The organism is Ornithinibacillus massiliensis (assembly GCF_018310345.1).
Lineage (GTDB): Bacteria > Bacillota > Bacilli > Bacillales > Amphibacillaceae > Ornithinibacillus > Ornithinibacillus massiliensis.
In genome coordinates this window covers 63,719-84,963 of the sequence record NZ_JAGXBY010000006.1, presented here as the reverse complement: position 1 = coordinate 84,963, position 21,245 = coordinate 63,719, and the positions used below count along the sequence as shown (strand labels likewise).

At 37.8% G+C, this 21,245-nt stretch carries 24 protein-coding genes; 11 read left to right on the top strand and 13 right to left on the bottom strand.

Going from position 1 to position 21,245, the window contains the following annotated elements; all coding sequences use genetic code 11:
* Positions 1-130 precede the first annotated feature (130 nt).
* Entirely contained in the window at positions 131-802 is a 672-nt protein-coding gene (locus tag KGF86_RS15740; RefSeq protein ID WP_186870498.1) for a GntR family transcriptional regulator, read from the bottom strand.
* A 323-nt stretch (positions 803-1,125) separates the two neighbouring features.
* Positions 1,126-2,025: an AEC family transporter gene (locus KGF86_RS15735; protein WP_211742420.1), complete on the bottom strand. Its 900-nt coding sequence runs from the start codon at positions 2,023-2,025 to the stop codon at positions 1,126-1,128.
* 163 nt (positions 2,026-2,188) lie between these two features.
* On the opposite strand from KGF86_RS15735, the gene KGF86_RS15730 reads away from it, so the two are divergent.
* The 5 genes from KGF86_RS15730 to KGF86_RS15710 all read left to right on the top strand — a co-directional run bounded on the left by KGF86_RS15730 (position 2,189) and on the right by KGF86_RS15710 (position 5,997).
* Entirely contained in the window at positions 2,189-2,569 is a 381-nt protein-coding gene (locus KGF86_RS15730; protein ID WP_186870395.1) for a GntR family transcriptional regulator, read from the top strand.
* Positions 2,566-3,414, top strand: a complete 849-nt coding sequence (locus KGF86_RS15725; protein WP_211742419.1) for an ABC transporter ATP-binding protein — start codon at positions 2,566-2,568, stop codon at positions 3,412-3,414. The genes KGF86_RS15730 and KGF86_RS15725 overlap by 4 nt, the downstream gene beginning before the upstream one ends.
* Positions 3,415-3,419: 5 nt before the next feature.
* Positions 3,420-4,058, top strand: a complete 639-nt coding sequence (locus KGF86_RS15720) for an ABC-2 transporter permease (protein WP_211742418.1) — start codon at positions 3,420-3,422, stop codon at positions 4,056-4,058.
* A 12-nt stretch (positions 4,059-4,070) separates the two neighbouring features.
* Positions 4,071-4,733, top strand: coding sequence for an ABC-2 transporter permease (locus tag KGF86_RS15715; protein WP_186870398.1), 663 nt, complete (start codon positions 4,071-4,073; stop codon positions 4,731-4,733).
* Positions 4,734-5,151: 418 nt separating this feature from the next.
* Entirely contained in the window at positions 5,152-5,997 is an 846-nt protein-coding gene (locus KGF86_RS15710; protein ID WP_211742417.1) for a CvfB family protein, read from the top strand.
* A 40-nt stretch (positions 5,998-6,037) separates the two neighbouring features.
* On the opposite strand, the gene KGF86_RS15705 is transcribed toward KGF86_RS15710, so the two are convergent.
* Entirely contained in the window at positions 6,038-6,328 is a 291-nt protein-coding gene (locus KGF86_RS15705; protein WP_186870400.1) for a hypothetical protein, read from the bottom strand.
* A gap of 164 nt (positions 6,329-6,492) precedes the next feature.
* Between KGF86_RS15705 and KGF86_RS15700 the strand changes: the two genes are divergently transcribed.
* Positions 6,493-7,695 carry a dicarboxylate/amino acid:cation symporter gene (locus tag KGF86_RS15700; RefSeq protein ID WP_211742416.1) on the top strand — a complete coding sequence of 401 codons (1,203 nt, stop codon included), beginning with the start codon at positions 6,493-6,495 and terminating at the stop codon, positions 7,693-7,695.
* A gap of 262 nt (positions 7,696-7,957) precedes the next feature.
* Positions 7,958-8,146, top strand: coding sequence for a hypothetical protein (locus KGF86_RS15695; protein ID WP_211742415.1), 189 nt, complete (start codon positions 7,958-7,960; stop codon positions 8,144-8,146).
* A 208-nt stretch (positions 8,147-8,354) separates the two neighbouring features.
* Here KGF86_RS15695 and KGF86_RS19525 read toward each other — a convergent pair whose 3' ends face one another.
* Positions 8,355-8,483, bottom strand: coding sequence for a hypothetical protein (locus tag KGF86_RS19525; protein ID WP_281413789.1), 129 nt, complete (start codon positions 8,481-8,483; stop codon positions 8,355-8,357).
* Positions 8,484-8,649: 166 nt separating this feature from the next.
* Between KGF86_RS19525 and KGF86_RS15690 the strand changes: the two genes are divergently transcribed.
* Positions 8,650-10,347: a M3 family oligoendopeptidase gene (locus KGF86_RS15690; RefSeq protein WP_211742414.1), complete on the top strand. Its 1,698-nt coding sequence runs from the start codon at positions 8,650-8,652 to the stop codon at positions 10,345-10,347.
* Positions 10,348-10,381: 34 nt separating this feature from the next.
* On the opposite strand, the gene KGF86_RS15685 is transcribed toward KGF86_RS15690, so the two are convergent.
* Together KGF86_RS15685 and KGF86_RS15680 are read right to left on the bottom strand one after the other, a co-directional pair.
* Complete coding sequence (locus KGF86_RS15685; RefSeq protein ID WP_211742413.1) at positions 10,382-10,804, bottom strand: DUF7878 domain-containing protein; 423 nt, start codon at positions 10,802-10,804, stop codon at positions 10,382-10,384.
* A 36-nt stretch (positions 10,805-10,840) separates the two neighbouring features.
* Positions 10,841-11,293 carry a GNAT family N-acetyltransferase gene (locus KGF86_RS15680; RefSeq protein ID WP_211742412.1) on the bottom strand — a complete coding sequence of 151 codons (453 nt, stop codon included), beginning with the start codon at positions 11,291-11,293 and terminating at the stop codon, positions 10,841-10,843.
* A 160-nt stretch (positions 11,294-11,453) separates the two neighbouring features.
* On the opposite strand from KGF86_RS15680, the gene KGF86_RS15675 reads away from it, so the two are divergent.
* On the top strand, positions 11,454-12,239 hold the full coding sequence (locus tag KGF86_RS15675) for an HAD family hydrolase (protein ID WP_211742411.1): 786 nt from the start codon (positions 11,454-11,456) through the stop codon (positions 12,237-12,239).
* Between the two features lie 135 nt (positions 12,240-12,374).
* Here KGF86_RS15675 and KGF86_RS15670 read toward each other — a convergent pair whose 3' ends face one another.
* Genes KGF86_RS15670 through KGF86_RS15660 form a run of 3 tightly spaced genes read right to left on the bottom strand, consistent with a single transcriptional unit; the run spans position 12,375 to position 15,041 of the window.
* Complete coding sequence (locus KGF86_RS15670) at positions 12,375-12,908, bottom strand: chromate transporter (RefSeq protein WP_186870407.1); 534 nt, start codon at positions 12,906-12,908, stop codon at positions 12,375-12,377.
* Positions 12,908-13,468 (bottom strand): chromate transporter, encoded by a 561-nt coding sequence (locus KGF86_RS15665; protein WP_186870408.1) that lies wholly within the window; start codon positions 13,466-13,468, stop codon positions 12,908-12,910. Before KGF86_RS15665 ends, KGF86_RS15670 begins: the two co-directional genes overlap by 1 nt.
* A gap of 28 nt (positions 13,469-13,496) precedes the next feature.
* Complete coding sequence (locus tag KGF86_RS15660; protein ID WP_425516501.1) at positions 13,497-15,041, bottom strand: gamma-glutamyltransferase family protein; 1,545 nt, start codon at positions 15,039-15,041, stop codon at positions 13,497-13,499.
* 270 nt (positions 15,042-15,311) lie between these two features.
* Here KGF86_RS15660 and KGF86_RS15655 point away from each other — a divergent pair, with 270 nt between their 5' ends.
* Together KGF86_RS15655 and KGF86_RS15650 are read left to right on the top strand one after the other, a co-directional pair.
* A complete protein-coding gene (locus KGF86_RS15655; RefSeq protein ID WP_186870410.1) occupies positions 15,312-15,761 on the top strand; it encodes an Lrp/AsnC family transcriptional regulator in 450 nt (149 codons plus the stop codon).
* Between the two features lie 573 nt (positions 15,762-16,334).
* Positions 16,335-17,642 (top strand): trypsin-like peptidase domain-containing protein, encoded by a 1,308-nt coding sequence (locus tag KGF86_RS15650; protein ID WP_211742409.1) that lies wholly within the window; start codon positions 16,335-16,337, stop codon positions 17,640-17,642.
* Positions 17,643-17,683: 41 nt separating this feature from the next.
* Here KGF86_RS15650 and dhaM read toward each other — a convergent pair whose 3' ends face one another.
* From dhaM to glpK, 4 genes are all read right to left on the bottom strand, one after another.
* Complete coding sequence (dhaM, locus tag KGF86_RS15645) at positions 17,684-18,052, bottom strand: dihydroxyacetone kinase phosphoryl donor subunit DhaM (RefSeq protein ID WP_211742408.1); 369 nt, start codon at positions 18,050-18,052, stop codon at positions 17,684-17,686.
* A complete protein-coding gene (gene dhaL / locus KGF86_RS15640) occupies positions 18,053-18,670 on the bottom strand; it encodes a dihydroxyacetone kinase subunit DhaL (RefSeq protein ID WP_211742407.1) in 618 nt (205 codons plus the stop codon).
* A 15-nt stretch (positions 18,671-18,685) separates the two neighbouring features.
* Entirely contained in the window at positions 18,686-19,675 is a 990-nt protein-coding gene (gene dhaK / locus KGF86_RS15635) for a dihydroxyacetone kinase subunit DhaK (protein ID WP_211742406.1), read from the bottom strand.
* A 69-nt stretch (positions 19,676-19,744) separates the two neighbouring features.
* The gene (gene glpK / locus KGF86_RS15630; protein WP_186870416.1) at positions 19,745-21,241 is read right to left on the bottom strand and encodes a glycerol kinase GlpK; all 1,497 of its coding nucleotides are present in this window, start codon (positions 21,239-21,241) and stop codon (positions 19,745-19,747) included.
* Between the last annotated feature and the right edge of the window lie 4 nt (positions 21,242-21,245).

Here is a 21,245-nt window from a genome sequence, read left to right as displayed (position 1 = left end):
ATTAAATCATATATGATTTCATATGTTATGTCAACATAGAATTTTTGTAGTTTTAGCTGGATATGCCACTAGCAGTTTGCTAGGATTCTAGTCTAAAAAAAAGAACTAGATCTTATCTCTAGTTCACCTCTTATGAAGGAAAAATATTGGTATCAATTAGGTTCTTTCTTCTTTTTTCGAAGTTGAGAGCCGTTTTTATTTTATGTTCTCTAGCAACCACTTCTAATTGTTCTCCATCCCCTGCTTCTAATAGGTTAATAATTTCCTTATGTTCTTCAATTGATTCTTTTACCCGCTTTGAATAAAGTGTTGATCCAGTCCCTCGGATGGAATCAATACGATTCCACGTATTCTGAATCGTTTCTAATAAGTATGTATTACCACATTGTTCGCAAATGATTCGATGAAATATAGCGTTTCGTTTGCTAAACTGGATAATGTCAAAATCCTCTAAAGCCTCCTCCATTTGCTCATTTAACTGCTTTAACTGAACTAGCTTTTCTTGCGGAAAATTCCGTGCTGCAAGCGATGCTGCATAGCCCTCCAGTAACGCTAGAACACGAACAGTATCCAAATAGTCCGACTCATTTACTTCTGCTACAACAGGCCCGACATTCCGCTTATAGACAACTAAACGCTCTGCTTCTAATTGCCTAATCGCCTCACGTACTGGTATCGAACTTGTTTCCAGCTCCTTCGCTATTTGGTCGATAACAATTCGTTGACCTGGAACATATTCTCGTTCTATAATTCTTCCTTTTATTATTCGATATACTTTTTGCTGTTTGTTTTCTTTTATCATCATACTTATTATAGTATAGGAAATGATATATAATGTCAATATTCTGAAAACAAAACTTGAAAGGTTGGTGCATAAATGAAAAACCGAATGACACGCGGTCACACTCCAGCGGGTGGCTAGGAAAAGGGTGACTCCTCTAGTCGACTAACCACCCTACGGAGTAAGGTCTTTAGTTATCATTCGTTTTTTCCTTTAAATAATTATTTTTTGTCCAACCCTAGTCTCTATAGTGATAAGTACCATATAGAACTATCATTCTAATTCTTAGTTGGCATGGTGTAAACACTTGGAAATCATAACAAGAGACCTTGTCTAATCTACTATTAATATGGAATCATATTTAATAACACAGTTATCGAAACTATACTGAATAATGTGGAAACCAATGTAATACTTGATACTAATTCTGGTTCTGTATCGAACTGTATTGCATACATCGTTGTCGTTGCTGCACTAGGCATGGATGCTACAATTATTAAGACCGCTGCGACTATTGGATCGACATCTACTAGATTTATAAAACCGAACGCAATTAGAGGCCCAATTAACATTCTTATCGATACGGTAGAAATAATGACTTGCCAATTAAATGTAATAGAAGTGATTGATGCTAACTGCATTCCTAGGATTACCATCATTACTGGAATTGCCGCTCCACCGACCATCGAAAGTGTGGAATAGACAGTTTCCGGTATTTCCCAGGAAATATTTTGTAATATTATGGCGATTAATGCCGCATAAGTAGCTGGCAATGTAAAGACCTTCATAACCGCTCGCCTAATCCCACTAGAACTCCTAGATGCATAATACACCCCAAAAGAATTCATGAACATCGTCTGAATAACCATAAAAAATATGGCATATGGTAATGCTTGTTCTCCAATAGCAAACATAATCACAGGTACTCCGTAATTACCGGCATTCATAAATCCTGCTGTTAATATTGAAGCACTTTCCACTGAATGGGACCATTTAAATATGTGCTTAGCTAATTTGCTTAAACTTATCATCAAACCCAATTGAACAAATGCAAAAATCAATAATATCGTATAGCTTCTATCAAATGTCGCTTCATATAATTTCGTAAATACTAATGCTGGTAGAAATACATAGATAAATAGTGTTGACACTGCCCTAATATCAATTGGTTTAAACCGCTGCAATATAAATCCTGCACCAAATACCGCTATTACTGGAAGGATGACATTAAAAAATATGCTCATTTCTTCTCGACCCCATTACGCTTCATTTACACTATACATTGTATCTCACTTTTTGTTTATCTTGTAAATTAATTTCAGAATTATGGTTGACTTTTTTATTCTCAACTTATATATTGTGTATATACAATATATACAATATAAACATTTATTAGGAGGTGTAAGCATGAACCTAATTATCTCATCTAGCAACAAGGATCCATTGTTTCTCCAGATTAAAGAGCAAATAAAACAGCAAATTTTCTCCGGTGATCTAAAGGAAGGAGATGCACTTCCATCGATGCGTTCTCTAGCAAAAGATTTAAAGGTTAGTGTCATCACAACAAAACGAGCGTATGAAGAGTTAGAAAAGGAAGGTTTCCTCGTTTCAACCGTTGGAAAAGGAACTTTCGTTGCAGGGCAACAGCCGCATGTTTTACGCGAGTGGCAAATTCGAGAATTGGAAAATGAATTAGAGAAGCTTGTAATCGCCAGTAAACAACTTGGACTTTCAAAGGAAGAATTACTAGAAATGCTTAACATCTATTACGAGGAGGAGAGCCGATGAATACTGTTGAATTCAAAAACGTCGCAAAAAATCGAAAGGACTTCACCATCCAAAACCTTTCTTTTACGATACCAACAGGCTTTATAACTGGCTTTATTGGACCAAATGGAAGCGGAAAAACAACTACTATCCAAATGATGATGAATTTATTACAAATTGACAAAGGAGACATACGAATCTTTGGAAACTCCCATAAAAATCATCACAACAAACAAAGAATTGGCTTTGTTTATGATGATCTCTACATGTATGAGGATTTTACAATTGCTAATATGAAAGCTTTTATTGCACCACTCTATAAAACATGGAATGAAAATCTTTTTCAGCGATATTTGGCGCAATTTGAACTTCCATTAAGAAAGAAGGTAAAAAAGTTTTCAAAAGGGATGAAAATGAAGACCTCCCTCCTATTTGCCTTAAGTCATGAACCTGAATTTATCGTCATGGATGAACCTACTTCTGGCCTTGATCCGATATTCCGTAGAGAGCTTCTTGATTTATTACAAGATCTCATGATTAATGAAAAACAAACCATTTTCCTTTCCTCACATATCACAACAGATTTAGATCGAATTGCCGATTATATTATCTTTATCTATCAAGGAAAAATTCTCTTCCAAAAAAGTATGGAGGAAATTAAAGAGACTTTCCATGTAGTGAAGGGAAAAAAAGAGCTGATAGATGATGACACAAGAGAACTATTTTCTGGGTTACAACTATCCAACACTGGTTTTCAGGGCTTATTCGAGGGAAATCCAGCCTTATTTAAACCTTTCGGACAGGATGTCTTCATTGAAAAAGCTACATTAGAAGATATTATGTATTTCATGACGAGGAAGGAGTAGTGCACTTGAAACAATTATATGTTAAAGATTTAAAGATTTCTCGTCTATACATCATTCTCTTTGCCTTGTTTATTCTCCTAACTTATCTATTCCATGTAAACAGTATGGGAATAAACATGACTGTCATATTAGGATTTCTAATTTTATTGTTTTATTTCGATTATCAGCATCATGTACTGCGCTCTCTAGTCAGTATGCCACTAAATCGAAAGCAAATCGTTCGAACAAGATACGTATTTTTGTATTCATTGACAATCGTATTCATGCTTTTCATTTGGTTAGTCGATTCGATTGCAATCAACAACCTATACCTAGGAAACTTTACTTACTTAACTGCAAAAGATATCGTCCATTATTTTGTCATTTTTACGGTACTGTTAGCTATTTATTTACCAATTTTTTATCTTATTAAAAACTTTATGCATGCCGTGTCGGTGTTTATGGTTTCCCATTTTGTTATCGTCTTCACGTATAGCATCAGTAGAGGAAATCCATATATCACACTAGATGACAAAATTGCATCTCTCATTGAAGCCCTTTGGAATATACAACCTTTCGTCATACCTTTGGTTGTTTCGTTACTCGTGATGTTTGTATCTTATCTAATATCTAATTGGTTCTTTATAAAATTCGATTTGGAATAGGAGGTTAATCCATTGAAATCTTTATTAATTCGGGACCTAATCCTTTCTAAAGGTCTAATAACCTATACGCTCATATTAATCCCGCTAGGCTATATCTTATCATTGCCTCCATTTATGATTAGTTTAGCATTCATATTACAGGTTATTATCCTATCTATATTCTTTCTAGATCATCGAGCAGGAATAAATTCCTTTGTAACTAGTTTACCGCTAAAACGTAAAACCATTATGATAAGCCGGTATATTTCTTTCGCCATCGTATGGATTTTCACCGTGTTATACCAGTTTGCAGTTGGTCAGCTATTAGAAAACTTAATTCCTTACGCGATATATACCTTTGGTTGGAAGGAAATAGTCGTTTTACTAAGCTTAGGATTATTAATTATTGCCATTTACATCCCTTTATTTGTCGTGACTCGCTCTTTCGTCATTCCTTCTACCCTAATATTGGTATGTTTCTTTATTACCTTTTTAATATCAATCGATGCTTTAGTGACTGTATCAGGAATGACAACAAGCCTTATCTTTAATGATCTAGACCAATGGATCATTCCATTGATTGAAGAAAAAATAGTCGTATATCCTTATCTAGTTTTACCTATTTTGGGGCTAATCTTTTATGGCTTATCTATTGCAATTACTACTAAAGCCTTTCAAACTAAGAGCTCAATTTGACAATTACAGTAATATATGCCATAATGAACTAGTTACTAAAGTAACATTCGAATCTGGCATTCTACAATGTTTTTGTTGATGCTTATTCACACTGGCGCGACTAAGGGGTCGCAAGGACGTAAGAGCAGGTAGGGCTTACGTTGCTTAAGTTAGAAGACATCGGATTGATTCCTTGCTTTTGGCAAAAGCTAAACAATCCAGTGGAAAATTTACCGCGGTTAAAGTGAAATTCTATGAAATTCGGAAGCGTTACCGAATAAAACAACTAATAATAAATCTTAATTACGAATTGAATTTCCCACCCAAAACAAATTGGGATAAAATATAAATAAACGATGTGTTACTTTAGAAATATAAGGGGTACCCTATAACTTGGGTATCCCTTTTCCAATACATATAAGAAAGAGGGTTAGCGTAAATGGAAATTGGTACAATTCAAACAATGACAGTTGATCGCAAAATTGATAGTGGTTACGTACTAAAAAAGGATATGACAGAAGCGCTTTTACACCATAATGAAACAGAAAGCGTATTAGAAGTCGAGCAAGATGTAGATGTTTTCTTATATCAAGATAAAAAAGGTAATTTAACTGCAACTACTAAGCTTCCGGAAGTCGTTATGGATCAATACGGATGGGCAAAGGTTGTTAGTGTTCTTCCTAATTTAGGGGTATTTGTTGATATTGGGACGACAAAGGAATTTCTAGTCTCTATAGATGACTTACCGTTGTTTGAAAATGTTTGGCCTAAAGAAGAAGATATGCTATTTGTAACTTTAGGTAAGGATAGAAAAGGAAGATTACTGGCCATTCCCGCAACAGAAGGCGTCATGCAGCGAGAATTCGAGCATGCACCTGAATCATTGCTAAATCAAAAGGTTACAGGTCGTGTTTATCATACGAGCAGGGAAGGTACAACCATACTTACTAATGAACATTATCGTGGATTTATCCATCATACCGAACGAAAAACCGAGCCTCGTTTAGGTGAGCTTGTCGAAGGACGAGTGATTGAAGTTCGTTTTGACGGTACATTAAATGTTTCCCTTCGCCCGCTAAAACAGCATGGAATGATCGATGATGCTGATCTAATTTTAACTCATCTAGAGGAACATGATGGTGTAATACCATTCAGTGATAAAAGTGATCCTGAGGACATTCGAGGGACATTTAATATAAGTAAAGCAGCTTTTAAACGAGCGCTCGGTAAGCTAATGAAAGAAGGAAAAATAGAACAACGAGATGGAAAAACATATCTGAAATAAGGAAAACATCGCACAGTTAATCAATCTGTGCGATGTTTTTTTAAGCTTCGTTATCATGAATTTGAAAAGCATGGCTAACACTAGTAACGATAAAGCTAATACCTGCTGCAAAAAGAGCTGCTATTGCCCATCCTCCTAGTCCAACTTCTCTTACCATTACGTCCATCGGAGCAGCAATACAAGCAAACACTATCCCTGCTAAAGTTAGAAGGGCACTTGGATAATAAGGTACATACCCCTCGCCTCCGGTCATTTTTAACAATACAAACCCTAAAACAATGCCAATTACAGCCAAGATTGCTCCAATAGTTATAATTGTCTGTACTAACATGTTTACACCTCACTTTTATTACCTATTTATATTAGTATCGTAAATTTTTTATGTTTTACTAATATATTTTCCGAAAAATTTGAATAGTTATAAACAATCGTTATTTTAGTTAACCTTAATAAGGTTTTCTTGTTTAACATACCAAAAGAAAGGAGTATTTATTTATGAAAAACCGCTTTTTGTGGCAATTACTTGCTGCTTTTGTATTAGCTATTATAGTTGGGTTGTTATTAGGTGATAGAGCGGCATATGTTCAGCCACTCGGGGATTTATTCTTACGTCTCATCCGTTTCATTATCGTACCATTAATCTTAGCCACGATTATAGTTGGTGTAACGAGTGCTGGTAGTATGAAGAAACTCGGTAGATTAGGTGGGAAAACCATCTCCTTTTACCTTGTGACTAGTTTTTTTGCGATTACCATCGGTCTAATAGTTGCACTCCTACTATCTCCAGGAACAGGGGTTGATGTAAGTCTAAACGAAGAAAATATCCCATCAGGTGAAACACAAAGTGTGATGGATACACTGCTAAATATTATTCCTACGAATCCCATTGAATCACTTGCAACCGCTAACATTTTACAAATTATCTTTTTCGCTATCTTTCTAGGACTAGGTATTACACTGGCAGGTGATAAGGCAGCACCTGTACAACGATTTTTCGATGGACTTGCTGAGGTAATGTACAAAATTACCGCAGTCGTAATGAAGCTAGTTCCTCTTGGTGTCTTTGGCTTACTTGCTCCAATTGTCGGACAATACGGTCTTGATGTCTTAATGCCATTAATGAAGTTAATAATCGCCATATTAATTGCTAGTGTGCTTCATATCGTCGTAATCTACTCTATTGCTCTTAAAACATTAGGAAAAATGAGTCCCTTACAGTTTTTAAAAGGCATACTCCCCGCCGTAACAGTAGCATTTACAACATGTAGTAGCTCAGGCACACTTCCTGTTACCATGAAAAACACACAAGAAAATCTTGGTGTATCAAAAGAGACCTCCAGCTTTGTCTTGCCATTAGGTGCTACTATTAATATGGATGGAACTGCAATCTATCAAGGGATTGCTGTTATGTTTACTGCCCAATACTTTGGCCAATCGCTATCTATCGGGCAACTTCTAATTGTTGCTCTTGTAGCAACCTTAGCTTCTATTGGTGCAGCAGGTGTTCCTGGTGCAGGCATGGTTATGCTAACCATGACATTAGCAGCCGTTAATCTCCCACTAGAAGCCATTGCGCTTGTTGCTGGAATTGACCGTATTTTGGATATGATTCGTACAGCGGTTAATGTGATGGGAGATGCCACGGCAAGTGTAGTATTGGATCAATCGGAAAATAAAAATAAGGCTGTAGCGGCATGATGCAACAAGACCATCAGTGTTAACTGGTGGTCTGTCCCTTATTCCCTAATAACAGCCCCTCCTTTTCCTATTTACCTAGTAGTAACAACATAGAAACCTATATCGATATACAAATGGTTTATTTTACATTTCATCATTTTCAAATAAAATGGATGATACGTTAATATGAAAATATAAGGAATTAAATGCACATTTAATAAACTGCTATGTTACGGGAAGCTTTATTGAATAGAATTAAGTATTAAAACGGAGGGGTAAAGTGATGGGCAATACCAAGCTTGCAGTTGTTTATTTGTTACTATTTGTTGGTGTTTTTGGTCTACTAAACATGGTATTAGGATTCACCGACTTCTCTTTTATCAAAACCATTTTATTTATTGGCGGCATTGTTTTACTTTATATTGCTATACATAAGCAAAAGTCAATACCGCAATATGTAGAAGCAGGATAATTTTTGAGCGAACCGCATGAAACAGATGTATTATGAGAGAGTGGGACATAACTAAAAGAATTAAATGTAAAACCGAATGATACACGATACTAGCTCCGGAAATATACGTAGACTCCTGCGGGAGGTTAAGACAAGGTTGAGACCCCTAAAGAAGTAGCACGAGGGGGCTCACCAGCCGCCCGGCGGCAAGATAGACACTGCGATGTTTTTATCGAGCAGATGTCGCCCCTGTGCTGGAAGCAACCGCAAGTATATTTCCGGAGCGTGGTCTTTGCTCATCATTCGGTTTTTCCTTTAGGATAAATTCTTTTGTCCCGGCCTCTTTTCGTTTTACCATAAACGAGATTTAGTATTTAAGAAAACCCCTTTCCCTTTCCTCCATTCGCTATCAATACTGATAAACAAATATTCACATTCTTCCAACCAAAAAAGTCTTCATTTCCTCCAAAATAGTGTACACTATAATAGAAAATTGATTTCATTAATTTTAAGGGGGAATTTATTTGCTAACGTTTGAAAATTATACATATGAAAGACCAGATTTTGAGCAAGAAAAAGACAAGTTTGCAAAGCTATTAGAAGCTTTTACCAAAGCTAAATCGGTAGAAGAACAGAATGAAGCTATTGAAGCAATCAATGCTTTCCGAAATCACATTTCCACTTTATTTAATCTTGTTTACGTTCGTGCCTCCATTGATACAAATGATGAATTTTATCAAAAGGAACGTGATTATTGGGATGAGATTTCCCCTGAGGTGCAAAAATTAAATACTGATTTTTACAAAGAATTAGTAAAGACACCATTCCGAGCAGATTTAGAGGAAAAATGGGGATCACAATTATTTGAAATAGCGGATTACTCGATTAAAGGATTTGCTCCTGAAGTAATGGGACTACTGCAAAAAGAAAATAAATTAACATCCGAGTATTCGAAATTAGTTGCTTCAGCTGAAATAGAATTTAATGGCAAAACGTACACATTAGCTCAGCTAGGTCCATTCCTACAGGATAAGGATCGTGAAGTCCGTAAAAACTGTGCTAGAGCTTCTGCTCGCTTCTTCGAGGAAAATGCCAAGAAATTTGATGACATTTATGATCAATTAGTAAAAGTTCGTCATGAAATCGCGACCACGCTTGGTTATAAAAACTTCGTAGAATTAGGCTATGTTCGCATGATGCGTATTGATTACAATGTAGAAATGGTTGCAAATTACCGGAAGCAAGTACAAGAATACATTGTGCCTCTAGTAACGAAGCTTTATGAAAAGCAAGCTAAACGCATTGGGCTTGATTCCTTGAAGTTCTATGATGAAAGCTTCCAATACAAAACAGGAAACGCGAATCCAAAAGGTTCACCAGAATGGATTATCGAAAATGGGAAAAAGATGTATGAAGAGTTGTCACCAGAGACGAATGAATTCTTTAATTTTATGATTGAACGTAATCTAATGGACCTTGAAGCGAAAAAAGGAAAAGAATCTGGTGGCTATTGTACATTTATCGAGGATTATCAATCACCATTTATCTTCTCTAACTTCAATGGTACTTCAGGAGATATAGATGTATTAACACACGAAGCAGGTCATGCCTTCCAAGTGTATCAAAGCCGTAGTATTGGTATCCCTGAATACATTTGGCCGACCTATGAAGCTGCTGAAATACATTCTATGAGTATGGAATTCTTCACTTGGCCATGGATGGAATTGTTCTTCCAAGAGGATACAGACAAATATAAGTATTCCCATCTATCAAGTGGATTACGTTTTCTTCCATATGGAGTAGCTGTTGATGAGTTCCAGCATTTAGTTTATGAAAATCCAGACTGGACACCTGAAGAACGAAAAGCAGCTTGGAAACAAGTAGAGGAAAAATATCTACCACATCGTGATTATGATGATCTGCCGTACTGGAGTACCGGGGCAATTTGGCAGCGCCAAGGACATATTTATGATGTGCCATTTTATTACATCGATTACACTCTAGCACAAATCTGTGCCTTCCAATTCTGGAAACGCTCAAGAGAAAACTGTGAGGAAGCTTGGAATGATTATTTGAAGCTTTGTAAATTAGGCGGTTCTAAACCTTTCTTAGAATTAGTAAAAACAGCAAACTTAAAATCTCCATTTGAGGAAGGTACTGTCGAATCCACTGTGAAAGCAATAGAAGCATGGTTAGCTAGTGTGGATGATAAGGCTTTATAATTAGGAAAACCGGAGAGCTATCTCTCCGGTTCTCTTATGTTCTTGGTAAATATTTATCCAGTTTTACAGCGTAATTAATCGAATTCAATTCTGCGTGTAATTCATGTAAAAAATCATTCGTAGCTTGCAGTAAAGTGTTTGTAGGAATAATCTCATCCACACTAAATTTTTGCCAAATTGACGTAAGCTTCCACTGATGATTATCCCTATACACAAAGTTAATGATCGGCTCATCATGATCAATAGATAGATAATTCATATTCATCATGCGACCACTATTTACATTTTTAATCCATTCTCCTAATTGAACTCCAAGCTCCGCTATCGTTATATAGGGTTCGTGAAAGAATACATGGCCATTCACTAAAATCGTTAAATCCGCTTCAAGAAAGCCAAGCTGATAGGCATCCTTTGTTGTACTTTCCTTCGTTAATTGAAAGCAGAATTTTATATCCATTTTACCGTTCCTCACTATTAATACTTCTCTCTTCCCCTATAAATCTAGCTTTAACCGAATCATATCTCTACATTGAATACCATATTCAAAGATTTCTTCCGAATAATTACGGATAAAGAAGTCTGGATCGATTCCGATAATGCGAAATCCACATTTTTGATATAGCGCTAGTTGATTAATACTAGAATTACCAGTACCAATTTCAACTGCGTTATATCCACCTATTTTTGCTTTTTCAATCGCATCTTGAATAAGTTTTTTCCCAATACCTTTACTCTGATATTCTTTTGAGACAGCAACATTTACAATCTCCATCGTTCCAGGTCTTGTCGGAAGTAAAACAAAAACCCCTACTATTTCACTATCTAACTCCGCTACATAGCAATCTCCACGTTGTAAGTATCCCATAATCATTTCTTCTGATGGATCTGCAAGTAGTAATAAATCAATTGGGGGCACTTCATCTTTTAGCAATTTTCGAATGATCAAACTATATCTCCTACCTTATGAGAAATTAAGTATATTAAGTTATCCCTATTATAAAAGATATTAAAATAGTATTACAATTATTTATCTTTACAATCTGTTTTCGATTCCTTAATCGTTCTATGATACACTATAGTCATCACTACATTAAGAGGAGATTGACATGACATATCAAATATTATTTCTAGACATTGATGGCACGATTTTAAAACCAGATCATACGTATCATCCAAAAACAAAGGAAGCGATCGCTCAAGTACAAGAATTAGGAATGGAAGTTTTCTTAGCAACTGGCAGGCCTTCCCACGAATTAAGTGAGCTTGCTGCGGATTTAAATATTAAATCTTTCATCGGCTATAACGGAGCCTATGCCATGTATAAAGGTAAAAACATATTAGATGCTCCAATGGACCCTACCATTGTAAAAAGATATCTAGCAATTGCCGAAGAGCATGGCCATGACATCATTTTCTATTCCAGTGAAGATAATTTCGTTACGTCATTAGATTCACCTCCGTTGATAAAATTCGCTGAAATGTTTGCATTATCAAACCTAAAACCAATGAATGAGGATATTATCGAACATATTTTAGGTGCAACCTTAATTAATGTAACGCCTAAAGAAGTGAGTTTATACGAAAAAGATGATGATATTAGGCTATCACAAGTAAATGTTAATGGTGCGGAGCAATGCTATGATGTCATTCGAAGATCCGTTAATAAAGGAGAAGCTGTTAAAATAGCATTAAAACATCTAACTATTTCTGCTGAAGCGTCTATCGCCTTTGGAGATGGAATGAATGACAAAGAGATGCTGGAGACAGTCGGTGCAAGCTTTGCCATGGGTAATGCCAATCCGGAACTATTTCAGTACGCCAAATATGAAACGAAGACTGTAGCTGATGCAGGTGTATTCTATGGATTGAAGGAACTAGGATTAGTGAAGTAGCGTACATATTAAAAAGATGATGAGAACAATGTCTCATCATCTTTTTTGATTGAAAATGTATTATACGATAGCCGACTTATCCCATTTTTAAGCCAATATGAAGAAAGCGCAAGCCATCCTATTAGGAATTTCTCCTTATAATAACAATCCACCATATAAAAATGCACCTAAAATAACAAAGGCAGGATTTATTTTAATTCGTTCGATTAAGAGGTAGCTCGCTAGTGCAATGATAACTGTATGTAACAATCCAATACCTTCATACGACTCAAAGAAGAACCTCCATGCCATATATCCAAGTAAGATTGCTATAACAGGACGAACAAATAATGTAATACGTTTTACTTTAGGAGAGTGTTTAAATTTATTCAATAAGTTCAATAGTATAATCAAAATAATTAATGATGGTGCTACAGTGGCAAAAATAGCAATAAAAGCACCTATTATTCCACCAACTTCATATCCAACATAACCTGCCATTTTTGTATTGATGGGGCCAGGTAGTGAATTTGCTAAAGCCAACACCTCACTAAATTCCTGAACGGTCATCCATCCGTATCTACCAACCACTTCATTTTCAACTAGTGGAATAGCTGCTGGACCGCCACCATAGCCAACGATTCCTGGAATAAAATGGGATATAAAAATTTGCCAATACGTTAGCAACATTAACGGTCCCCTCCTTTTTCACGTTGTTTATCTCGGATAAGCAGAGCAGCAACTATGAGTATGACAATTATTATTGCTGGGTGGATATCTAAAATATATAAAAATATAATAGTCCCAATAGTCATTAATATCGCTCGAATCCAGCCCATCCCTTCTCTTGCTTTATCAAAGAATTGCCAGGTTAATGTAGCCATCATCATTCCAACAACAGGGACGATTGCTGCAGTCATTCCTTTTACCCAGTGGATATCTTTAAAGGATGCTAGTGTTGATAATAAAACAATCAATAATACGACAGTCGGTAATATCGTTGCTATCAGTGCATTCATCATCCCTAACCAACCAGACATTCGGTAGCCAATATATCCAGCTAATTTGGTAGCAATTGGACCTGGGAGTGTATTCGCTATCGCTAATACATCCCCGAATTCCTCATCATCCATCCACTTGTATGTACTCACAACTTCCTTATGCATCAGTGGAATGGATGCCGGGCCACCACCATATCCCAGCATTCCCACTCGAAAGAAAGCTAAAAACAAATGCCATTGTGTTTTCATTTAAACCTTAACAACCTTTCTGTTCATATTACCAAGCTGCAACTGTTCCATCTGTTCTAGTTTCCGTACCACCGACTAACACTCCCGTTTCAGGGTCACGCCAAATAATCTGCCCGCGTCCAAAGCTATTCGGTTCAAGAGCTATTTTTATATGATGCCCTTTTTCTGCCAAAGCTTGTGCTAAATGATGCGGGAAACGATTTTCTACTTCAACGACTTTCTCCTTCATCCATTGCCAACGAGGTGCATCGAGAGCAGCTTGCGGATTTAAACCAAAGTCTACGGTATTCATAACTACTTGCACATGTCCTTGTGGTTGCATAAACCCACCCATTACACCAAATGGTCCGACTGGTTGGTCACCCTTGGTCATAAATCCAGGAATAATAGTATGGTATGTACGTTTTCCACCTTCTAAAGCATTGGCATGTTCAGGATTCATTGAGAAATTATGTCCACGGTTTTGCAGTGCAATTCCTGTACCTGGAACAACAATACCAGAACCAAATCCCATGTAGTTACTTTGAATATAGGAAATCATATTTCCTTCTCCATCAGCCGCTGCTAAGTAAACCGTACCACTTAGTGCTGGATCACCAGCTTCAGGAAGGAGTGCTTCTTCACCAATTAGGCTTCTACGCTTTTCTGCGTACTCTTCACTTAATATTTGCTCAGAAGTAACCCTCATATGCGCTTCATCTGTAACATATTTTTCAGCATCAGCAAAAGCTAGCTTAATTGCTTCAATTTGTTTATGATACGTATCAACAGATTCTTTCTCTGGGAACTCAAAGCCTTTTAAAATATTTAATGCTTGTAATGCAACAATTCCTTGACCATTAGGTGGGATTTCCCATACCTCATAGCCTCGGTAATTCACATGGATTGGGTCAACCCATTCTGCGTTAAAATCTGCAAGATCTTCCGCTGTTAAATAGCCACCAGTTTCTTTAGAGAATTGGACAATCTTCTCTGCTAGCTCACCACGGTAAAATGAAGCTGCCTTCGTTTTTCCAATCGACCTTAGTGTAGCTGCATGCCCTGGTGAAGACCACATCTCACCAATCTTTGGCGCCCGACCGTATGGTGCAAAGGTATCAAACCAATGCTTGAATTCATCACCTGTTAGACGTTGTTTAAATGCTTTATAGGCTAAGTTCCAATACTTCCCTAATGTTGGTGAAACAGGATATCCTTCCTCGGCATAACGAATGGCTGGTGCTAACACTTCATCCAGTGGAAGCTTGCCAAATCGCTCTGATAATTCAGCCCATGCGCCCGGAACACCTGGAACCGTTACTGGAATCCAGCCGTGAGTAGGAACTTCCTCATGGCCAGCTTCCTTTACAGCTTCAATGGAAATATTCTTTGGTGATTTCCCACTAGCATTTAGTCCATGGAGCTCTCCCTTCGTCCAAACAAGGGCAAAGGCATCACCTCCAATACCATTAGAGGTTGGTTCTACAACAGTTAAACATGCAGCAGTTGCTATTGCAGCATCAATTGCATTCCCGCCCTTTTTCAAAATTTCTAGACCAGCCTGTGCAGCAAGTGGCTGAGATGTTGCTACCATTCCATTTTTTCCATATGTAGAATGTCTCGTGTTCGCATACGGATATGATTGATGATTAAATGTAACCAACTAAAACCCTCCCCAATAAATGCTCGAAATTATATATCATATTACGAAAGAAAAACTAATCTGTCAATCTAGGAATCTTCTATAATAAAGTAAAATTTCATTCATACTTTCCTTTCAATCAAATTAACGATGATTTACTTTCATTTTGTTTAGACATCTTCTATAATGTTAACAAAATATCTACTCAGGGAGCGATCAGAAATGAAATACGATGAAATAGATAAAAAATTACTATCCCTATTAGCTGAAGATGGACGTTTATCTTATGTTGAGCTTGCAGAAAAAGTAGGCTTATCCCGTGTTGCGGTAAAAGATCGAATACAAAACCTAAAAGATAAAGGCGTCATCGAAAAATTTACTGTTGTCATTAATTCAGAAAAGATGGGAAAAAAAGTTTCAGCGTTTTTCGAAGTAGATGTCGAACCAAAGCAATTACAAACCGTAGCACAAAATTTAGCAGACAATCCAAATGTCGCAAGCATTTATCAAATGACTGGTCCAAGTACGTTACATATGCACGTATTAGTAGAGGACTTCCAAAAATTAGAAACATTTATTAACGAAGAGCTTTATTCAGTAGAGGGAATTACACGTGTGGAAAGCTCTGTTATTTTAAAACGATTTAAGAGTAGAACAGGGTATAAATTGTAGCTTACATATTTCATTTTGATGGCTACTAACCTAAGGTTAATCTGGTATAGGGGGGAGGTGGGCAACTATTTGGCTTTGGGGGTGTGTATCTATACTTACACACATTATTTGACATCCCCTATATTACACTCCCTGATACCCGCTTTGGGCACATGTAATTTAGGTTTGGGAGCATCTGTATTACTTTTGGCTTATGCTCTCCTACTTTGGTGATCATGCTCTCCTGACGCGGGCTTATCTTTTCTCTTTTGGGCTCATCTCTCCACCCGTGGTATCATCTTTCTCCTTTTCGGGCTCATGCTCTCCACCCGCGGGCTTATCTTTTCTCTCTTTGGGCTTCATCTCTCCACCCGTGGTATCATCTTTCTCCTTTTCGGGCTAATGCTCCCCTCCCTCGGGATCATCTTTCTCCTTCTCAGGCCCATGCTCTCTTTCCCCCGGCTCATCTGCTCCTCCCTCAGCCCCATACACTATTACCAATCTCCGTATCTATAAAAATGTGAAACAGCAGGCTTAAGATTAAATTAATCATGATATAATAATAGTATCTACGAAGAAAGAAGGAGTTCGAATATGTACTGTCAATCTTGTGGGAAAGAGAGACGGCCAAACTCAAAATTCTGCTCTTATTGTGGGTCCAAACAAGTACAAAAGCTAAGTCCTTTTACCGTTATATTTCTATCGTTACTATTATTTGGTGTCATTGGGGTTAGCATTTTTATTGTGACAAATTTTTATGGAAACAGTGCAAATAGCTTTTTCGCTGGGGCACCTGTTACGGAAAATCAGTTAAATGAAAAGGGCCCCGAGCAGGTAGCAGAGTTTACAGCTCCTGAAATAGAAAAACAAGAACTGCAGGATGAACAAAAACGGAAACTAACTGAAATCATTGCGGCTGCTCAAGAGACCGTTTATACCGTGTTTACACCATATAGTCAAGGCTCGGGCTTCTTATACAATACGGAAGGAGCAGTAATCACGAATGCGCACGTAATTGAAGGGGAAACCGATATATATGTTAAGACAATTAATGGAGTCGAGTATCCTGGTACGGTTATTGGTTATTCGAACGAAACCGATGTTGCAGTCATTCTTGTACCAGATTTAATAGGGGTAGAACCTTTTAACTTAGAAGTCTCAAATTCTTCTAATATTGGAGAGGAAATTATTGCACTTGGTAGCCCATTAGGGTTAGAAAATACTGCAACAATGGGGTATATAACAGGGAAAAACCGTAGTTTTGTCATTGATTCTTATGTCTATGAAAATTTATATCAAATCTCCGCACCTATCTCACCTGGCAGTAGTGGTGGGCCACTTATTTCGAAGTCCTCTGAAAAAATTGTTGCGATTAACTCAGCTGAAAGTCTAGAGGATGCTATGATTGGGTTTAGTATTCCACTGTATACCGTACATTCTCTTATTGAATCTTGGATTAATCAACCAATGACAGAGAAGGAGATTCTCGCCCAATATTATGGAGATGATGTTCGTTATGATTCATGGAGTGATGGATATTTTGACGGTGGCGAGTATTCAGATGATGAAGGGTTTTATCACTATTGGGAATACGGTTATAAAGATTTCTGGTCAGAGCTAGGGGATGTTCTTTGGGAATACTTTGGTGATGATGACTCATACTACGATTACTGGTATGATGAGGAGTACGATGATTATTTTGAGGAGAAATGGTCAGAGGATGGCTATTTCGATGAAAATATCTATTATGATAAAGATACTGGTGAGTGGAGTTATTATGATGAAGTAGAGGATATATGGTATTACTATGATGGTTACCTAGATGCATGGACATACTATGATGAGAACGACGGCATGTGGTATTACTATGATGAAGTGTTAGATGAATACATTCCATATTAATAAACTAAGGCCAGACTTGGATCGGTCTGGCCAGATTATGATCAAAACTCTTTCATCACCGCTTCATATACCTCTTCCAATGATTTAGCCATATTGGATTCTACTGCCGCAACATATGCCCCCTCCACTAATGGTGCATCAACGATTTTCACGGTAGACTCTGCTAATTCCAATGCGACTTCGGCATTCATTTTAGCACTACCAAGGTCATAAAAGAGGACTACTCCTTTTCCAGTATCCGCTTTTTCAATAGCTGCCAAGACCTTTTCTACACTCGTGCCAATATCTCCTTCTTCTGTTCCACCAGCTATTTCTACTGGAACCTCATGAATGACTTGACGGATAATATCTCGTAATCCTTCAACTAGCTTTATACTGTGGGATACGAGTACAATACCAACATAACTCATCTATTCCTTCTCCTTTATCACTTCTGCCAAAGCTTCAAAAATTAAATAAGAGGAAGCAGATCCGGGATCAATATGACCAATAGATTTTTCTTTAAAATAGGCTGCCCTGCCCTTTGTAGCGATTATATCCTTGGTATTTTCCATTGCTTTTCGTGCCGATTCCGTGAGATCGTCTGGCTGAAAACCGGCTTTATGAAAATAGTCTACAACGGGTCCCCATACATCAATAAGTGTCTTTTCCCCTATCTCAGATTTCCCGCGTTGCTTAAGCCCTGTAAGTCCTGCTTCTAAACCATTAGCTAAATCTTGAAGATTCAGTACTTCTTTCACTTTAACCTCCATAGACAATTTCAAAAAAGCCGTACCATATAATGGACCAGATGCACCTCCAACTTTGGACAATAATACCATGGAAGCATCCTTCAACACCTCAAAAGGAGCGTTATACTCTTTAGCCTGTAATGCAAGAACAGCTTCTTGATATCCTCTAGCCATGTTAATTCCATGGTCGCCATCACCAATTGGTTGATCTAGTTTTGTTAAGTATACTTTATTTTCTTGGATTTTTTCATTTGCTAACCCGAGCCACTTAATCATATCTTCTACATTTAGTTCCATGGAATCACTCCCTTCCTAGATTCGAAATGCAGGAGCTAATGACTCTGCATCTAGTAATTCCTTTAATTCCTCGTCTAATTTTAGTAGGGATACAGAGCATCCCGCCATTTCTAATGATGTCATATATTCGCCTACAAATGTTTTATAAATTCTAATCCCCTTATCAGCTAAAAGGGCATGAACCTTTTTGTTCACGATATAGAGTTCCATTTCCGGCGTTGCCCCTAATCCATTTACTAGTACAGCTACCTCACCAGAAAAATCATAGTCTTCCAGAATTTTCTCTGTTAACGTCGTAGCAATTTCATCGGCGCTAGCTATTAATCCACGATTAATCCCCGGCTCTCCATGGATTCCCATTCCAATTTCCATTTCATCTTCCGCTAGCTGAAAGCTTGGCGTTCCTGCTGCAGGAACCGTACAAGGCGTCAAAGCCATCCCCATGGAACGGACATTGGCTACTACCTTTTCTGCAACAGATTTCACCTCTTCCAAGCTTGCGCCAGATGCAGCCTTCGCTCCTGCAAGCTTATGAACAAAAATAGTTCCAGCTATACCACGTCGTCCCGTAGTAAATGAACTATCCTCTACAGCAACATCATCGTTAACAATGACCTTCTCCACTTGAATACCTTCCATTTCTGCAAGCTCAGCAGCCATTTCAAAATTCAACACATCACCGGTATAGTTTTTAATTACTAATAATACTCCTGCACCACCATCTACTGATTTTATTGCTTCCAACACTTGGTCAGGTGTTGGTGATGTAAACACCTCACCACAAACCGCAGCATCTAGCATTCCCTTTCCTATATATCCAGCATGGGCAGGCTCATGTCCACTACCACCACCGCTAACAATGGCCACTTTTCCCTTTACCGGTGCATCCTTTCTCACTACTACAAATGTTTCAGGCACTTGCTTTAATGTAGTGGGATTAGCAGCGACAAGTCCGTCCACCATATCTTGTACGACTTGATTGGCATCATTGATAATTTTTTTCACTTGGCGTTCCCCCTTTGTCTCTATATAGTATGAATGGCCCTAGCGGTACATTCGTTAGGGCCATATCTATTATCGTTTAAATTCTCTTGTAGCTGCCACGGCCTTTTGCCAACCGGCATATAAATTATCTTTTTCCTCTGCATCCATTTGGTTTTCAAATGTTTTATCAATTTGCCATTGCTTAGCGATTTCTTCTTTATCCTTCCAATAGCCAACAGCAAGCCCTGCAAGATATGCTGCCCCTAGTGCTGTTGTTTCTTGTACGACTGGGCGGTCTACTGGTACACCTAAGATATCACTTTGGAACTGCATTAAGAAATCATTCTTAACCGCGCCACCATCAACACGCAATGTTTTTAACTCAATTCCAGAATCTGCTATCATCGCATCCAGCACGTCCCTTGTTTGGTAGGCTAGCGATTCTAATGTAGCTCGAATAAAGTGTTCTTTTGAGGTTCCACGAGTTAAACCAAAGACCGCTCCACGTGCATCACTATCCCAATAAGGTGTACCAAGTCCGACAAATGCCGGTACTAAATATACCCCATCAGTCGACTCAACCTTTGAAGCATAATCTTCACTTTCTGGGGCATTTTTAATAATTCGTAGCCCATCCCGTAGCCACTGAATTGCAGAACCTGCAACAAAGATACTACCTTCTAAGGCGTACTCCACTTTTCCATCAACACCCCATGCTAATGTTGTCAGAAGCCCATGTTCTGACTTCACACCTTCTTCCCCCGTATTCATAAGCATGAAGCAGCCAGTACCGTACGTATTTTTTGCCATACCTGTTTCAAAGCAAGCCTGACCGAATAACGCTGCCTGCTGATCCCCTGCAATTCCAGCAATCGGAACTTCATGACCGAAGAAATGGTAATCTACGGTATGGGCATAAACTTCAGATGACTGACGAACTTCTGGAAGCATTGATTTAGGAACGGTTAGAATTTCCAACAATTCATCATCCCATTTTAGCTCATAAATATTAAACATCAATGTACGGGATGCATTTGAATAATCTGTTACATGGGCTTTTCCACCGGAAAGCTTATACACTAGCCATGTATCAATTGTTCCAAACAAAAGATCACCGTTCTCTGCCTTTTCCCGTACGCCTTCCACATTATCAAGTATCCACTTTACTTTTGTTCCAGAGAAATAAGCATCGATTAATAGTCCCGTCTTATCTCGAAACAGCTCATTGTAACCCTTTTCATTCAATTCGTTACAAATATCTGCAGTTTGACGAGATTGCCATACAATCGCTTTATAGACTGGTTTTCCTGTATTCTTATCCCATACAACCGTTGTTTCGCGTTGATTCGTAATACCGATTCCCGCTACCTGACTTGGATCAGCATCCGCTTTTCTTAGTACCTCCGCAATACACGCTAATATCGAAGTCCAAATCTCATTTGCATCATGTTCTACCCAACCTGGTTTCGGGAAAAACTGTTCGAATTCCCGCTGAGCTGTTTCTACAATTTCTCCCTTATGATTAAAAAGAATCGCTCTTGAGCTTGTTGTACCTTGGTCTAAGGCTAAAATATATTTCTCTTCCATCAAG

Coding starts and splice junctions, on each gene's coding strand:
- KGF86_RS15740 (WP_186870498.1), bottom strand. CDS start 802: ATGATAAAAGAAAACAAACAGCAAAAAGTATATCGAATAATAAAAGGA.
- KGF86_RS15735 (WP_211742420.1), bottom strand. CDS start 2,025: ATGAGCATATTTTTTAATGTCATCCTTCCAGTAATAGCGGTATTTGGT.
- KGF86_RS15730 (WP_186870395.1), top strand. CDS start 2,189: ATGAACCTAATTATCTCATCTAGCAACAAGGATCCATTGTTTCTCCAG.
- KGF86_RS15725 (WP_211742419.1), top strand. CDS start 2,566: ATGAATACTGTTGAATTCAAAAACGTCGCAAAAAATCGAAAGGACTTC.
- KGF86_RS15710 (WP_211742417.1), top strand. CDS start 5,152: ATGGAAATTGGTACAATTCAAACAATGACAGTTGATCGCAAAATTGAT.
- KGF86_RS15705 (WP_186870400.1), bottom strand. CDS start 6,328: ATGTTAGTACAGACAATTATAACTATTGGAGCAATCTTGGCTGTAATT.
- KGF86_RS15700 (WP_211742416.1), top strand. CDS start 6,493: ATGAAAAACCGCTTTTTGTGGCAATTACTTGCTGCTTTTGTATTAGCT.
- KGF86_RS15695 (WP_211742415.1), top strand. CDS start 7,958: ATGGGCAATACCAAGCTTGCAGTTGTTTATTTGTTACTATTTGTTGGT.
- KGF86_RS19525 (WP_281413789.1), bottom strand. CDS start 8,483: ATGGTAAAACGAAAAGAGGCCGGGACAAAAGAATTTATCCTAAAGGAA.
- KGF86_RS15685 (WP_211742413.1), bottom strand. CDS start 10,804: ATGGATATAAAATTCTGCTTTCAATTAACGAAGGAAAGTACAACAAAG.
- KGF86_RS15675 (WP_211742411.1), top strand. CDS start 11,454: ATGACATATCAAATATTATTTCTAGACATTGATGGCACGATTTTAAAA.
- KGF86_RS15670 (WP_186870407.1), bottom strand. CDS start 12,908: ATGTTGCTAACGTATTGGCAAATTTTTATATCCCATTTTATTCCAGGA.
- KGF86_RS15665 (WP_186870408.1), bottom strand. CDS start 13,468: ATGAAAACACAATGGCATTTGTTTTTAGCTTTCTTTCGAGTGGGAATG.
- KGF86_RS15660 (WP_425516501.1), bottom strand. CDS start 15,041: ATGGTAGCAACATCTCAGCCACTTGCTGCACAGGCTGGTCTAGAAATT.
- KGF86_RS15655 (WP_186870410.1), top strand. CDS start 15,312: ATGAAATACGATGAAATAGATAAAAAATTACTATCCCTATTAGCTGAA.
- KGF86_RS15650 (WP_211742409.1), top strand. CDS start 16,335: ATGTACTGTCAATCTTGTGGGAAAGAGAGACGGCCAAACTCAAAATTC.
- dhaM (WP_211742408.1), bottom strand. CDS start 18,052: ATGAGTTATGTTGGTATTGTACTCGTATCCCACAGTATAAAGCTAGTT.
- dhaL (WP_211742407.1), bottom strand. CDS start 18,670: ATGGAACTAAATGTAGAAGATATGATTAAGTGGCTCGGGTTAGCAAAT.
- glpK (WP_186870416.1), bottom strand. CDS start 21,241: ATGGAAGAGAAATATATTTTAGCCTTAGACCAAGGTACAACAAGCTCA.